The organism is Xenorhabdus griffiniae (assembly GCF_037265215.1).
Taxonomy (GTDB): Bacteria; Pseudomonadota; Gammaproteobacteria; order Enterobacterales; family Enterobacteriaceae; genus Xenorhabdus; species Xenorhabdus griffiniae.
The window spans coordinates 1,434,055-1,448,785 of sequence record NZ_CP147737.1; the positions used below are offsets into that span (position 1 = coordinate 1,434,055).

The following is a 14,731-nucleotide window of genomic DNA, read 5'->3' on the forward strand; positions in this document are numbered from 1 at the left end:
TCTATATCTTACGCAAACATAGCATTAAAGTTGTGCTTATGGACACTGAACTTGATAAACTCAGCCATCTTTGCATAATTGCGCTCTCTTTGGGCGCTCCTGCGGTATATAAAGTCCCGGACGCCTGAAAAAATGTCTTTAAAACTGACAGAAAGTACCATGATAAATAACGTAATTTCACCGGAATATAATGAAAATGGCAGGGCGTTGCGCCGTGTCCGCAGTTTTGTGCGTCGGCAGGGGCGGTTAACGAGTCGCCAGCAGCAAGCGCTTGATAATGTGTGGCCAGAGATGGGCGTGGACTATCAGGCAGAATTGTCCAATATGGAAGAGATCTTTGGCCGTAAAGCCCCTGTTGTGCTGGAAATCGGTTTTGGTATGGGCGCATCATTGGTCACAATGGCAAGCGAAAATCCAGATAAAAACTTTTGGGGAATCGAAGTTCATGCGCCGGGAGTTGGAGCGTGTTTGGCATCCGCAGAAGATGAAAATCTCAGTAATCTGCGAGTGATGTGCCATGATGCTATCGAAGTATTGAACAACATGATCCCAGATCAGAGCCTGGCAATGGTTCAGCTTTTCTTCCCTGATCCGTGGCATAAAGCTCGTCATAACAAGCGTAGAATTGTGCAGCCTGAATTCGCTCAATTAGTGAGAAGTAAGCTGGAAATCGGTGGTGTTTTCCATATGGCGACCGACTGGCAGCCATATGCAGAGCATATGCTGGAGGTGATGAGCGCAGCAGAAGGGTATCGCAACTTATCGGAAAACGGTGATTATGTGCCACGTCCTGAGTCGCGCCCGGTCACAAAATTTGAGACGCGTGGTCAGCGGTTAGGTCATGGCGTATGGGATCTAATGTTTGAGAGGGTAAAATAATGGCTAAAAACCGTAGTCGTCGTCTGCGTAAAAAATTGCGTATTGATGAGTTTCAGGAATTGGGTTTTTCAATAAAGTGGAATTTTCCGGCTGATACCTCCGTTGAGGTTGTTGATAGCACGGTTGATGCTTTGATTGAAGAACTGATCGAGCCAAATGGCCTTGCTCTGGATGCCAGCGGTTATTTGCAATGGGAAGGTATTGTCTGTCTGCAAAAAATCGGCAAATGTACGGAAGAACATCGCCAGTTGGTTGAGAAGTGGCTGAAAGATAGCGGTATGGAAGACGTTATCACATCAGAACTGTTTGATGTGTGGTGGGATTGATTCGCTGTTGCATTAAGAAAAAGCGTATTACGTAAAGCGCTGTATGCAGGGGCTCTTTAGGGGCCCCTGTTTGTCTGGAGAAAACGTGGTGAAGGTAAGGTTCTCTAATTCGTTGTTGGCTGATATCTTAGAAGAAGTGCGCCCTTTGATTGGTCAAGGAAGAGTCGCGGATTATATTCCTGCTCTGGCAGAAGTTCCGGCAGACAATTTGGCAATGGCCATTTGTACGGTCGATGGGCAAATTTTTAAAGCGGGAGATGCAGAAAAACGCTTCTCCATCCAATCCATTTCTAAAGTGTTGAGCTTAACATTAGCAATGACACGTTATAAGGAAGAGGATATCTGGCAACGGGTGGGTACGGAACCTTCGGGGCAGCCGTTTAACTCATTGGTACAGTTGGAATTGGAAAAGGGTATTCCCCGTAACCCTTTTATTAATGCCGGAGCCTTGATTATTTGCGATATGCTGCAATCTCGCTTAAGTGCCCCTAAGCATAGAATGCTGGAGTTTGTCCGTAGCCTCACCGGTCAAAAAAGGATTTGCTATGACGATATCGTTGCCCGTTCAGAGATGGAGCATTCCAGTCGCAATGCCGCGATAGCTTACCTGATGAAATCATTCGGTAATTTTGAGAACGATGTTATTACCGTTTTGCAAACATATTTCCAATACTGTGCCTTAAAGATGAATTGTGTTGAATTGGCTCAATGTTTTATTTATTTAGCCAACCAGGGGCGAATGCTGGGTTCTGGCCAACAAATTTTGAGTCTTCGACAAACTCGCCAGATTAATGCGCTTATGTTGACATGTGGTATGTACGATGGTTCTGGCGAGTTTGCTTTCAGGATCGGTATACCAGGAAAATCGGGTGTGGGTGGCGGCATTATCTGTGTGGTGCCGGGAGAATTTACGGTTGCAGTATGGTCGCCTGAGCTGGATAAATCCGGTAACTCATTGGCAGGTTGTGCAGCACTGGAAAAATTAGCCGGGCGTATTGGACGCTCTATCTTTTAACCTGTCAGTGTTTTAACTTTAGAAATCAGGAGAAGGTATGTTACGCAGGATCACGATTGCTGCAACATTGATATTTGTGTCTCAAGCCATTGTTACTCAGGCACAGGCGAATTCTGAATGTCATGCGACGCTTAATGATGACATTATTGTCACGCCAAATTCTGTCCAGATCACAGGGGCGAGTGGAAACTTAAAGATATTGCCTGATGGTTCCATAACCAGAAATGGTAAGGTGTTATCGCTGGATACAGGACAACGTAGCAAAGCCCAACAATATCAACAGACGATCCGTCAGGATTTACCTTGGGTTAAGAAAGAAGCGCTAAGTCATTTGGCGAATGCACGACAGTCACTGGATAAAGTGGTGGTCGAAACAATGGGTAAGGAAAGTAATATCCGTAACCGTCTATCTCAATTGGAATCTGGCCTCAGTAAACAAGTTGATAAAGTGATTGAAACCCGTGCTAATGGCTTTGCTTTTAATGCTCAGGCAGTCAAGCAGGTAGAACCTGAAGGCAAAAAACTGATTGAACAGAGCCTTGGCGGTATCTTGCAAGATAGCATTAATGAAATGAGCCGGAAAAATAGCGAGCAAAATGGTGATGGCAAACAGATGCTAATGTCTCTTCTTGGCGGGTTAGGCGGTATGCAAAATGGTTTTGATGCAGAATGGAAAAAGCAGGAACAAGAATTAAAACGCTTAAAAGTGGAAGTATGTAGTAAAGCCAGTCAATTAGAACAACAGCGCATCAGTCTTATGAATGCGATTAAATGAAACAGGCTTTCACCCTACAGGAAAATAAGAATCAATATGAAATTGATTCTTATTTTGTTGACATGTTAACGTTGCCACCTAGAATGCAAGTCACCTTTTATTAATAGACTTAATTTAGGTGTCACTAATGAAAAAAATCCTGCCAATTGTTATTGCATCACTGCTTTCTGCTACCAGTTACTCTGCATTTAGCCAATCACCAGAATTACTTATGCCAAATTCAGTAACAGCCCAGTCTGGTGATTATGCCACGGTAAAACATCTTTCCGGTGAAACTCAGGTTAAAAAGAATCCAAAACGGGTGGTTTTGTTCGATTTCGGAACGTACGATTCGATGGTAAAATTGGAATTGTCTGATCGAGTGATTGCATTACCCATCAATAACTTACCTGAATATGTGCGTAATGGTGTGCCTGCAACTATGCACAATGCCGGTGGAATGAAAGAGCCGAATCTGGAAAAATTAGCGGAAATCAAACCTGATTTGATTGTCATTACTGGCCGTCAAGGTGCTTTCTATGAAAGCCTGTCACAAATAGCACCAACCATTAATTTAAGCACGGACAATAAAAATTATCTGTCATCCGTTGATAGTAATCTTAAATTGTTGGGTGAGTTATTTAATAAGCAGGATATCGTGAAAGCGCAATTTGCTGATTTGGAAAAAACGCTTGCAGCCGCTCAGGTAAAAGCGCAAGTAGCGAACAGCAAGGTATTGGTATTACTGCATAATGCAGGGGAATTATATCCCAATAATCAGGCTATTGTTTACAACGTGATTAAAGTACCTCGTGCTGTTTTGCCGGCTAAATCGGATAAAGACAAAAGCAGGAGCGTGACGGCGGATATGATTGCACAAGCGGATCCTGATGTGATTTTTATTATCGACCGTAGTGAAGCAATTGGTGCCGGTAAGTTAGAAAAAGCACAGTTTGAAAATGACCAAGTCAAATCAACTAATGCCTATAAAAACGGCAAGATAGTGTATTTACAGCCTGATCTTTGGTACTTGTCTGGTGGCGGTTTGGATAGCATGACGCGACAAATCAATGCCGTTGCTGATGCCTTGTAATTTCGTAAATTAAAATCCTTTTTCTCTGAATTTATCCTGAAATCTGAAGAGTGAGGTTTCAGGGTAAACTCGACTCACTTATTATTCCTAAACTGATATTGTTCCTAAATTGAAACAATCAAGCTAAATCATGACTTATCCTTGCGACACAGAAAATCTACGTTAGGATATTTCAAAAGGCATCCAATGGGGGATATAAACATGATTATTAGTTCAACTGAATTTAAGAATAATGATTTCTTGAAAAAAGGGCATGAATTTAATCAATTTGATGGCAATGGTGATAACCGTTCCCCCGAACTTTCCTGGGCGGACGCACCAGCCGGAACCCAAAGTTTTGCGATAACTGTCTATGATCCTGATGCACCAACGGGTAGTGGTTTCTGGCATTGGGTCGCTTTCAATATTCCCGTTGAAACACAATCCTTACCTGCAAATGCAGGGCAAAGTGATGGTAGTCAATTACCAACCGGTACAACTCAGAGCAGAAATGATTATGGTCTGTCTGGTTTCGGTGGTTGTTGCCCACCTGTGGGGGATAAAGCCCATCGCTATATTTTCACCGTACATGCTTTAGCGGTAGAGAAACTACCGGGCGTTGATGCTGAAACAACAAATGCCGTTGCGCGTTTTATGATCCAGGCCAATACCCTGGCAACAGCATCTATTACCGGCTACTACCAGCGTTAACTGATTAATCATTCTTCCGTTTCCAGTAAGGGGTATCAATATGAGCAGCAAAAAAATTCAATGGAACTATGGATTACAGCCGGAAGCGGTAGAGATCCTTTCTAATAATGGAGGCATGATCGTCTGCCCAACCAAAGTTGGCTACATTATCATGACATCCGATGCGCAAGGTCTGGAACGTAAATTTGAGGCTAAACAGCGTAATCGTAACAAGCCGGGTGTTGTATTATGTGGTTCTTTGGAACAGTTGAAAGAGCTGGCCCAACTTAACGCGGAAATTGAAGAACTTTATCAAAGACATTGGGATGAAGACGTCCTGTTAGGTTGTATTTTGCCGTGGAAAGAAGAAGCGATAGCCCGTATCCCAGATGATGGTTCTAAAGAACTGATGATGGATCAGCGTGGTACGAGCTGTTTCGTGATTAAATTTGGCAAGCCTGGCGAAATCCTGGCAAAAGAATTGTGGGAAAAATATGGCAAGTTCTCTTTTGCCAGCTCAGCTAATCCATCAGGTAAGGGAAATCGCGGTTTGGTTGAATGTATCGGTGAGAGGATAGAAGAGCGGGCCGATCTGATTATTTGCGCCAATGACTATGTTAAATCTATTCAGCCAAATGAAACTGAGCAAACTCGTTATGAACAAGGTGTTATGGTTTCAATGGTCGATGAAAATGGTCAATTAGTTCCACTGCAACAAGGGCAACGTGATATTACCCCGTGTCCGGTATTAATCCGCAAGGGATTGGATGTACATAAAATCATGGCGATGATGTCCGATATTTTCACTACCTGGGATTACCGCCACGGCAATTACTATTGATTAATACCTCTTACAGATAATATCTTTGGCGGGTGCTGTTGTGCCCGCATTGATATCTGTCGTTACGCGTTTTTTCCTCTCTCCAAATCTTGCCTGAGCTTGCGTTGTAAAGAGTTTGCAAACTGTTGTACACGCGAAGATAGCGTATCCTCTGATTTAAACAGTATCCATGCTTGATAAATATCCATGTCCCATTCTGGGAGAAGCCGTACTAATTTCCCTTCTGCCACAGCTTCATGGGTAACATAGTCGGGTAGATAGGCAATGCCAGCCCCAGCCAGAGCGGAATTCATTAGCGCCACACTGTTGTTGATGCGAAATCGGCTACGTACTTCAATATCCAGCTTATTTCTTTCCTTACGGAATGGCAGGGAAATAGTATGCGCAGGACCACGAAATAACAGGTAATCGTAACGAGGAAGATCTTCGGGTTTCTCTATTGGCGAAAATTGGTTGATATAGTCTGGGGTTGCATAAAGTCCCCAAGTGATATCAATTAAAGGCATGACAAGTGGATATTGTGGCGTCTCACGCCCTATGATGATGGCAATATCACATTGATCTTCTTCCATATTAATGGTTCTGTCGGTCAGTTCCAGATCAACGCTGATATGAATATTTCCGGCGACAAAGTGATTCAGTGCGGGGACAATACATTGGCTGCCAAAAGATACTGGAGCAATCAAGCGTAAACTTCCCATCGGTTGTTCATGGAAATTACGTATAAAATGTTCAGCGTTTTGGGCTTCGGTAAGGAGCCGCTGGCAGTGTTGGTAATAACTCATCCCAACTTCGGTGACTTGAATTTTACGTGTAGTGCGGTTGAGTAATTGGGTACCTAATCTTACTTCTAATTGTGCAATCTCGCGGCTGACGGAAGATTTGGATAGCCTTAATGATTTTGCTGCTTCGGTAAAACTCAGCGTCTCAACCACACGGGCAAAGATCACCATAGAGGTAAGATTTTCAATATTATTCATGCAATAACCTGATGATTTACGCGTGGGAACTGCCCTATAACATATCACATATCCTGTAGTGATAGGTCAGATTCAATGGGTAAGAATTTCCCATTTTGTGAACAACTGTCCCATACTGGAAACAGTGAACCATACGATGGTATTTCCCTACGTTAAGGCATCGTAATCTTGTTAGGATGACAATCTATTGAGTCTGTTTTTATCTTTCAGAGGGCAATGTGAGATGAGCCAAACTATTACACAAAAAATTCTTGCACGGGCAAGTGGGCGTGCACAAGTCACTCCGGGTGAAGTGGTTTGGGCGAAAGTGGATATTCTGATGTCTCACGATCCCTGCACACCGGGTGTAGCCAGTGTATTTAAAAAGGAGTTCGGGCAAGATGCGAAGATATGGGATCCTGAACGCTTTATTTTAATTCCAGACCATTTTGTCTATTCAGCCGATCCACAGGCTAACCAAAATATTCGGGTCATGCGTGAATTTGCCGCTGAGCAGAACATAAAATATTTTTATGATGTCGGGACACCTAATTATAAGGGTGTGTGCCATATAGGACTCGCAGAAGGGGGGCATATTCGCCCTGGCGAGGTATTACTGGGCACAGATTCTCATACTGTGACCGCGGGTGCTTTTGGGGCATTTGCCATTGGCTTAGGTATTACTGACGCCGCTTATGCGTTAGGTACGGGAGAAATTCCTCTTAAGGTGCCAACAACCATTCGGGTCAATTTTACCGGAACCAAGCCAGCCCATGTTTTGGCGAAAGACATGATTTTATCCGTATTGTCAGAGTTGACGGTTGATGGTGCGACCTATCAGGCCATCGAGTTTGGTGGTAACGTCATTGATGAGTTATCAGTAGAAGAACGCATGACGATTTGCAATATGGTCGTTGAGTGCGGCGCTAAAAACGGCATTATGGTTCCTAATCAGGCGACGTTGGATTATTTGGCAGAACGCAATAATCTCCCGTTTGAAATTGTCTACCCTGACGAAGATGCACAATATAGCCGCGTGTTAAATATAGATGTTTCCACGATGCAACCAAAGATTGCCAAACCCCATTCGCCAGATAATGTCGTTTCCATTGACCAGGTAGCCAATGTCGCCATTTCTCAGGCATATATTGGTTCTTGTACGGGGGGCAAGCTGGAGGATTTTGTTGCGGCAGCGCGGGTTATCAAAGGGCATAAGGTAACCATTCCGACTTATGCCGTGCCTGCAACAAAAGAAGTTTTCCATAGGACGATTACCACCCAAATCGATGGTGTTTCTGTCTACCAAATTTTAAGCGATGCAGGCGTAACACTTTCTTCTGAATCAGGGTGTGCAGCTTGTTGTGGTGGCCCGCCAGACACGTTTGGCCGTGTCAATGATCCAATATCAGTGATATCCACCACCAATCGTAATTTTGTCGGCAGAATGGGGCATAAACGTGCCAACATTTATCTGGCTTCCCCTTATTCTGTTGCCGCGGCAGCGATTACTGGTCAAATAACAAATCCTGAGGAGTTTTTATGAGTGAGTTAAAGGAAAATATCATTCGGGGTGAGGTGTATGTCTTGACCGATAATATTGATACTGACCAAATCCTCTCAGCCGAGTATCTCAAGGTCAACCCTTCCACTCCTGAAGGGTATGCTCAACTGGCTTCGCTGGCGATGTGTGGACTGCCGGAAGGTTCGCTGCCTTTTATTGATGAAAGTAAAGGAAAAGCGAAATATCCGATCATTGTGGCAGGGCAGAATTTTGGTTGTGGATCTTCGCGTGAACATGCGGTTGCCGCATTAGGTGCTTCAGGTGTGAAAGCGGTTCTTGCTCAATCTTATGCCCGTATATTCTTCCGAAATTGTGTATCAACCGGAGAGTTATTGCCTGTTGCAGCCCAGGAGCGCTTGTGTGAAAAATTAGTTACAGGTGACAGTATTGAGATTGATATTGAAAACCAGACCGTTACTTTGTTGAAAGAGGGTGAAAAATATCAAACCGATCCTATTGGTGAACTTGCTAATATTGTCTCTGCCGGAGGGCTATTTTCTTACGCTCGTGCGTCGGGAAGAATTAAATAGTATGAAAAAACTGCACCCTGAATTTTAAGGTGCAGTTTTTTTCCTAAAGAAACAGCTCCAGTAAGGAATTCAGGAACAGTTTTCCGTGCTTAGTGATTTGCCAGTGAGTATCGCTTTCAGTGATATAGCCTTTCGACAAGGCTTCGTCGATTTGTGGGCGAATGACACTTTCTGGTAACCCAGTGAAATCACTGAAATCCTGACGTGGCATCGATTCCAGCAGGCGGAAACGGTTCATAAAAAATTCAAATGGACGATCTGCATTATCCACCTGATTTTGTTGATCCAGATAACGCCCCTGCATATAACCGCGTGGATGTTTGGTTTTCACGGTACGGAGAATACGGCCATCCGCAAACGAAATCTTGCCATGTGCACCACAACCAATCCCCAAATAATCACCGAAACGCCAGTAATTGAGATTATGCTGGCATTGATAACCTGGCTTGGCATAGGCCGAAGTTTCATATTGTTGATAACCCGCTTCTGTCAGTAATTGATGGCCTTGGGAAAAAATATCCCATAGTGCATCATCATCCGGTAAAACCGGAGGGCGGGAGCTAAAACTGGTATTGGGTTCAATCGTCAGTTGATACCAGGATAGATGGGGGGGAGATAACTCGATAGCCTGACGCAAATCATTCTGTGCTTCCTTGAGTGTCTGGTTGGGTAAGCCATGCATCAAATCCAGATTAAAACTGCGTAATCCAAGGCCGTTAGCTAATTTTGCCGCTCGTTTAGCCTCTTCTGGACCGTGAATACGTCCCAAACGGATAAGTTTATCTGACCCGAAACTTTGTACACCGATGGAGATGCGATTAATTCCCGCCTGCTGATAAGCACTGAAACGATCGGCTTCAACAGTTCCCGGATTGGCTTCCATGGTAATCTCTGCTTGCGGCGAGAGTGGCAGTGCAGCCCTGACGCCATCAAGCAATCGCTGCATACCTTCGGCACTTAACAGGCTCGGCGTGCCTCCACCGATAAAAATCGTTGATACCTCACGATCACCAATCATTGGCAGATCTACATGCAAATCCGCCAATAGATGATCAACATATTCTTGATGCGGCACATCCCCTTTTAAAGCATGTGAATTAAAGTCACAGTAAGGACATTTTTGCACGCACCACGGAATATGGATATAAAGACTCAGGGGAGGCAACTTAAGCATTACGCATGGCTTCCAACAACATTGCTAATGCTTTCCCGCGGTGTGAAACGGTATTTTTCTGCTCACGAGTTAGCTCGGCAGCTGTACAGTTAAATTCAGGGGCATAAAAAATAGGATCATAACCAAAACCGCCTTTTCCAGCCGGTTCACGGGTAATCATGCCTGACCAGCGACCATGAAATACCAGAGGGGTAGGATCTTCTGCGTGGCGTAAGAAGATCAGCACACAATTGAATTGAGCCTGACGTTGTTCATCAGGAACATCGTGCATGGCTTGCAATAATTTTTCCAGATTCTCCTGATCGGAAGCCTCACTGCCTGCGTAGCGAGCGGAATAAATGCCTGGCGCGCCACCTAATGCGTCAACAGATAACCCTGAATCGTCAGCAATTGCAGGTAACCCCGTTACTGCTGCGGCATGGCGGGCTTTGATGATGGCGTTTTCAATAAAAGTAAGGCCTGTTTCATCGGCTGGCTCCACACCTAATTCGGTTTGGGCCACGATATCTAAGCCAAAATCAGCTAATAAATCAGCCAATTCACGTACTTTACCTGCATTTCCCGTGGCGAGAACAACTTTTTGCATTGCCATTTATTTAATTAACCTGTATGTCCAATTAATTTACGTATCTTATTGATCTGTCTATCTCATTAGCCTGCAAACATGGCAGCCAGCCACCCCATTACATCGTAGCGCAGGGCATTTAGTGCGTAGAGAATAAGAATGACAATCATGGCAGAGAAATCAAGACCGCCCATCGAAGGGATAATGCGGCGGATAGGTGCCATGAGTGGTTCAGTTAATTGAATCAGGACATAATCTACAGGGTTGCGTCCCTGGCTGATCCAGCTTAATAACGCGCGAGCAATCACTAACCAAAATATGAGTTTTCCGGCAGCGGTCAGTAATTCAATCACACCAAACAAGAATATGGCGCCAGAAGGAACGAGAAATTGCCCTGTGGCTAACCATATAGGCAACAAGATCTTGATGAGAATCAGCAGATAGGAGAAAAGCACAGACGCGGTATCAATGGGACCAATGGCAGGAATGAATCTGCGTAATGGGCGCACCACAGGTTGGGTGATTTTAACAATAAATTGTGAGAATGGATTATAAAAATCGCAACGTGCCCACTGCATCCAGACACGCAGCAGTAAAACGGCAATATATAAATCCAGAACGGTGAAAAAGACGAAATTTAAGAATTGCATGTAGCAGCCCTGATTGAATTAAACCAATTGAATTAAAATAATTTTTCCATTTCCTGTGCTCGGCGGATGGCTCCTTGCATGGCATTGGACACCATTTCAGGCAGCTTGCCTTCATAAAAAATGCGCAATGCTTCAGCCGTTGTACCGCCTTTAGATGTTACCTGCTCTCGCAGGATAGCAAAAGGAAGATCTTTTTGCGTTTCAGCAAGTTTAGCTGAACCTGTGGCTGCTTGCAGAACAAGTTCCCTGGCTGTTTCACTGTCAAATCCCAGACGTTCCGCTTCTTGTTGCATCGATTCCATGAACAGGAAGAAATAAGCAGGAGCACTGCCTGCGATGGCGATAATATCGTTGATACCGTTTTCATCATTTACCCAGCAGACTTTCCCGACACTGCGCATTAGCGATGCTGCAAAGTCGCGATCAGCTTGCCCGACATACTCAGGTGCGAACAATCCACTCATCCCTTGTCCTACAAGCGAAGGGGTATTTGGCATGATGCGGATAATATTAAGATTATCCTGCAAAAAGGTATAAAAACGGGACACTGGAATACCAGCAGCAATAGAAATAACCAGTTTTCCACTGAAATCGACGTATGAATGCAGTGATCCACAAACTTCGGCCATCATTTGCGGTTTAACCGCCAAGACGATGACATCGGCTTCTTGGGCGTAACGAATATTATCGCCTTGACTATTAATGCCATATTCTTTTGCCAGTACATCACGGCGGGTGGTTGTTGGAGAACAGACAGTGATGAGTTCGGCAGGATAATCTTTTCTGACTAACCCGGCAATGATGGCGTGAGCCATATTACCTGCGCCAATAAAGGTGATTTTACGATTTTCCACTAGATAATCTCGTCTATTAATCAGTTAATTTCAGGTATGTTAAGACTTGTACTGACGGGCACCGAATATTGCCGTTCCAATCCGAACCAGTGTAGAACCACAAGTAATAGCGGCTTCCATATCATCCGTCATGCCCATTGATAGTGTATCAACTTGGGAATATTGCGCTTTTAGTTCAATCAAGGCTTTTTCCATTTGGCGAAAAATGGCTATTTGGCGTTCAAAGTTGCTTTCCGGTGCCGGTATTGCCATCAAGCCGCGCAATACCAAATTAGGTAACCCATCAATAGTTGCAGCCAATTCGGTTAACTCTTCCAGTAAAATGCCTGACTTGCTCTCTTCTCTACTAATATTAATCTGGATCAGGACATTAAGAGGCGACCTATTTTCAGGACGTTGTTCGTTTAAACGTTGAGCGATTTTTACCCTGTCAACGGTATGACACCAATCAAAATTTTCTGCAACCAGACGGCTCTTGTTAGATTGTAATGGGCCAATAAAGTGCCACACTAAATCGTCATGGTTATTAAAGTATTGGATCTTTTCAACCCCTTCCTGCACGTAATTCTCACCAAATTCCCGCTGACCATTGGCGATGGCTTCTGCGATGGCATCCACAGGTTTGGTTTTACTGACTGCAAGCAAGGTAATTTCTTCTGGAGAACGTCCGCATTTTTGCGCTGCAAGTGTCATGCGGTTCCTGACATCGTGAAGATTTTGTTCGATATTGTTCATAGTTGACTCAGGAGATAAAAAAATGAATATGGAAAAATGGGTGTCCCTTAGTGTAAAGCATAATGCTTCCGATCTGCATCTTTGTGTCGGGCAAGTGCCGGTTTTGCGTATCAATGGTGTGTTATACCCACAGAGACAATGTGAGGAAATTCAACCTAATACTCTTATCACGTGGAGTGAAGAAATATTATCGGATACGCAGAAACAGCAGTTACATCAGCACGGTCATGTCGATTTTGTGGTGACTATGCCAGATAAACGGCGACTCAGGGGAAATCTATTCTATCAACAATCTCATTTATCATTAGTATTGCGACTGATTGAGAATAAGTGCCCGACATTGGAACAACTTTATGCGCCTGACATCATCCAGCACCTTACCTTGCAGGAGATGAGTGGATTGATATTAGTGACAGGTGCGACGGGAAGCGGTAAATCAACGACGTTGTCAGCTATGATTAATGCGTTGAATAGCCATGTTTGTAAGCACATCATCACACTGGAAGATCCCATAGAATTTGTTCACCAAAGCCGGAATTGTTTGATACAGCAAAGGCAGATTGGTAAGGATGCCACGGATTATCAAACCGCACTGAAAGGAGCATTACGCCAAGATCCTGATGTGATCCTGCTAGGAGAATTACGGGATAAGGAGACGATCAGGTTGGCTCTGACTGCGGCTGAAACGGGGCATTTGGTGTTGTCGACGCTGCATACTCGTGGCGCCATTCAGGCGATAGATCGCCTGGTTGATGTTTTTTCCGCAGAAGAAAAAGGGTGGATTTGTAGTCAGTTGGCTGGAAGTTTAAAGGCCGTTATTTCTCAGCAGCTGCTTCCTGCTAAAGGGGGAGGCAGGGTGGCTATTTACGAAGTTTTGGTCATCAATCAGGCGGTTAGTCATTTGATAAGAGAAGGCAAAAATCATCAAATAACATCATTAATGCAGACAGGCGCTGCTTGTGGTATGCAGACTTACGCGCAAAGCCAACAACAACGTAAGTCGTTGGGGTTGCTGGAATAAACCGCTTGCGGTAACAGCCATGCCTAATGATGAGTATGGCTATTACGAATAGTGCTATTACTAATACTGCTGTTCAAACCAGCTTTCCAGAATAATAACAGCGGAAGTGGCATCAACCTTACTTTTATTCAGAGCCTTGTAGCCACCGTGATCAAAAAGGTGAGAGCGTGCTTCCACGGTGGTTAATCGCTCATCATGCAGTTCAACTTGTACCCCAAAACGGCCATGTATGCGATTGGCAAACTTACGGGCTTGTGCGGTGACGGGTTGTTCTGTGCCATCCATATTGAGTGGCAAACCAACAATAACCAGATCGGGTTGCCACTCTTTAAGTAGTTTCTCAATCAGTTCCCAATTAGGGGAACCTTCGTTAGCTTTAAAAGAGGTCAATGCCCTGGCTGTACCTGTGATCTCTTGCCCGATGGCAGCGCCAATACTGCGAGTTCCAAAATCAAAAGCGATGATTGTACGGTTTTTCATCAGGCATGTCCTGCTTGTGAGGAGAGATTGTAAATATTAACTCCCAGTAAAGAAGCTGCCTCATGCCAGCGGGTAGCGATAGGGGTATCAAAAATAATGGAAGGTTTAGCGCTGACAGTAAGCCAACTGTTTTCCATAATTTCCCTTTCTAACTGACCGGCTTCCCAGCTTGAGTATCCAAGTGTCATTAAAACATTTTGCGGTTGGCGTGATGTACCCAGCGCTTCCAGCATATCTTTGGATGTTGTGATCATGGTGTGTTCAGAGATCTGAATACTGGAACTGAAACCTGATTGCGGCGTATGCAAAATAAAACCGTGCTCTTCAGACAGAGGACCACCCGCCATCACTGGCTGGTTGAGATTGATCGTACTGTCTCTATCCTTAGGGGAGATATCTAATTTTTGTAAGATACTTTGGATAGAAACTTTGGCTATTGGCTTATTGATAACTAAGCCCATCGCTCCGTTTTGATCATGTTCGCAGATATAAACTACAGAACGATTGAAATAAGGATCAGAGAGCGAAGGCATGGCAATAAGAAAATGATGCTGTAGATTCATGTGTTTTCTGATAATTATTTTGGCAATGTAAGAATGACTGGCCCACAGTATGTGGGCTCTTA

General features: G+C 44.2%; 18 protein-coding genes. 10 read left to right on the top strand and 8 right to left on the bottom strand.

The genetic code is table 11. The annotated features are described in order from the left end of the window. The first annotated feature begins 159 nt into the window (after window positions 1-159). From trmB to WDV75_RS06465, 7 genes are all read left to right on the top strand, one after another. Window positions 160-879, top strand: coding sequence for a tRNA (guanosine(46)-N7)-methyltransferase TrmB (gene trmB, locus WDV75_RS06435; protein ID WP_193851004.1), 720 nt, complete (start codon window positions 160-162; stop codon window positions 877-879). Beyond that, on the top strand, window positions 879-1,205 hold the full coding sequence (locus WDV75_RS06440) for a YggL family protein (RefSeq protein WP_273558866.1): 327 nt from the start codon (window positions 879-881) through the stop codon (window positions 1,203-1,205). Before trmB ends, WDV75_RS06440 begins: the two co-directional genes overlap by 1 nt. An 88-nt stretch (window positions 1,206-1,293) precedes the next feature. Then, entirely contained in the window at window positions 1,294-2,220 is a 927-nt protein-coding gene (gene glsB, locus WDV75_RS06445) for a glutaminase B (protein WP_420497507.1), read from the top strand. A 37-nt stretch (window positions 2,221-2,257) separates the two neighbouring features. Continuing rightward, on the top strand, window positions 2,258-2,995 hold the full coding sequence (locus tag WDV75_RS06450; RefSeq protein WP_273558870.1) for a DUF2884 family protein: 738 nt from the start codon (window positions 2,258-2,260) through the stop codon (window positions 2,993-2,995). A gap of 127 nt (window positions 2,996-3,122) precedes the next feature. Then, window positions 3,123-4,067: a siderophore ABC transporter substrate-binding protein gene (locus WDV75_RS06455; RefSeq protein WP_273558871.1), complete on the top strand. Its 945-nt coding sequence runs from the start codon at window positions 3,123-3,125 to the stop codon at window positions 4,065-4,067. 201 nt (window positions 4,068-4,268) lie between these two features. Further along, a complete protein-coding gene (locus WDV75_RS06460; protein WP_273558873.1) occupies window positions 4,269-4,757 on the top strand; it encodes a YbhB/YbcL family Raf kinase inhibitor-like protein in 489 nt (162 codons plus the stop codon). Window positions 4,758-4,797: 40 nt separating this feature from the next. Continuing rightward, window positions 4,798-5,577 carry an L-threonylcarbamoyladenylate synthase gene (locus tag WDV75_RS06465; RefSeq protein WP_189758021.1) on the top strand — a complete coding sequence of 260 codons (780 nt, stop codon included), beginning with the start codon at window positions 4,798-4,800 and terminating at the stop codon, window positions 5,575-5,577. Between the two features lie 62 nt (window positions 5,578-5,639). On the opposite strand, the gene WDV75_RS06470 is transcribed toward WDV75_RS06465, so the two are convergent. Continuing rightward, on the bottom strand, window positions 5,640-6,557 hold the full coding sequence (locus WDV75_RS06470; RefSeq protein WP_273558875.1) for a LysR family transcriptional regulator: 918 nt from the start codon (window positions 6,555-6,557) through the stop codon (window positions 5,640-5,642). A gap of 223 nt (window positions 6,558-6,780) precedes the next feature. Here WDV75_RS06470 and WDV75_RS06475 point away from each other — a divergent pair, with 223 nt between their 5' ends. Continuing rightward, complete coding sequence (locus tag WDV75_RS06475) at window positions 6,781-8,079, top strand: 3-isopropylmalate dehydratase large subunit (RefSeq protein WP_273558876.1); 1,299 nt, start codon at window positions 6,781-6,783, stop codon at window positions 8,077-8,079. Continuing rightward, window positions 8,076-8,627: a 3-isopropylmalate dehydratase gene (locus WDV75_RS06480; RefSeq protein WP_273558878.1), complete on the top strand. Its 552-nt coding sequence runs from the start codon at window positions 8,076-8,078 to the stop codon at window positions 8,625-8,627. Before WDV75_RS06475 ends, WDV75_RS06480 begins: the two co-directional genes overlap by 4 nt. A gap of 43 nt (window positions 8,628-8,670) precedes the next feature. Here the strand turns inward: WDV75_RS06480 and hemW are convergent, their stop codons facing one another. From hemW to WDV75_RS06505, 5 genes are all read right to left on the bottom strand, one after another. Then, window positions 8,671-9,801: a radical SAM family heme chaperone HemW gene (gene hemW / locus WDV75_RS06485; protein WP_273558880.1), complete on the bottom strand. Its 1,131-nt coding sequence runs from the start codon at window positions 9,799-9,801 to the stop codon at window positions 8,671-8,673. Next, window positions 9,794-10,387: an XTP/dITP diphosphatase gene (locus tag WDV75_RS06490; protein ID WP_273558982.1), complete on the bottom strand. Its 594-nt coding sequence runs from the start codon at window positions 10,385-10,387 to the stop codon at window positions 9,794-9,796. Before WDV75_RS06490 ends, hemW begins: the two co-directional genes overlap by 8 nt. 65 nt (window positions 10,388-10,452) lie before the next feature. Further along, window positions 10,453-11,016 (bottom strand): YggT family protein, encoded by a 564-nt coding sequence (locus WDV75_RS06495; protein WP_273558882.1) that lies wholly within the window; start codon window positions 11,014-11,016, stop codon window positions 10,453-10,455. 32 nt (window positions 11,017-11,048) lie between these two features. Next, on the bottom strand, window positions 11,049-11,870 hold the full coding sequence (gene proC, locus WDV75_RS06500) for a pyrroline-5-carboxylate reductase (RefSeq protein WP_273558884.1): 822 nt from the start codon (window positions 11,868-11,870) through the stop codon (window positions 11,049-11,051). Between the two features lie 39 nt (window positions 11,871-11,909). Further along, window positions 11,910-12,605, bottom strand: coding sequence for a YggS family pyridoxal phosphate-dependent enzyme (locus WDV75_RS06505; RefSeq protein ID WP_273558886.1), 696 nt, complete (start codon window positions 12,603-12,605; stop codon window positions 11,910-11,912). 22 nt (window positions 12,606-12,627) lie between these two features. Between WDV75_RS06505 and WDV75_RS06510 the strand changes: the two genes are divergently transcribed. Continuing rightward, window positions 12,628-13,626: a type IV pilus twitching motility protein PilT gene (locus WDV75_RS06510; protein ID WP_273558888.1), complete on the top strand. Its 999-nt coding sequence runs from the start codon at window positions 12,628-12,630 to the stop codon at window positions 13,624-13,626. Window positions 13,627-13,686: 60 nt separating this feature from the next. On the opposite strand, the gene ruvX is transcribed toward WDV75_RS06510, so the two are convergent. Both ruvX and WDV75_RS06520 read right to left on the bottom strand, forming a co-directional pair. Further along, window positions 13,687-14,106 carry a Holliday junction resolvase RuvX gene (ruvX, locus tag WDV75_RS06515; protein WP_189758030.1) on the bottom strand — a complete coding sequence of 140 codons (420 nt, stop codon included), beginning with the start codon at window positions 14,104-14,106 and terminating at the stop codon, window positions 13,687-13,689. Further along, a complete protein-coding gene (locus WDV75_RS06520) occupies window positions 14,106-14,669 on the bottom strand; it encodes a YqgE/AlgH family protein (protein WP_273558891.1) in 564 nt (187 codons plus the stop codon). The genes ruvX and WDV75_RS06520 overlap by 1 nt, the downstream gene beginning before the upstream one ends. Between the last annotated feature and the right edge of the window lie 62 nt (window positions 14,670-14,731).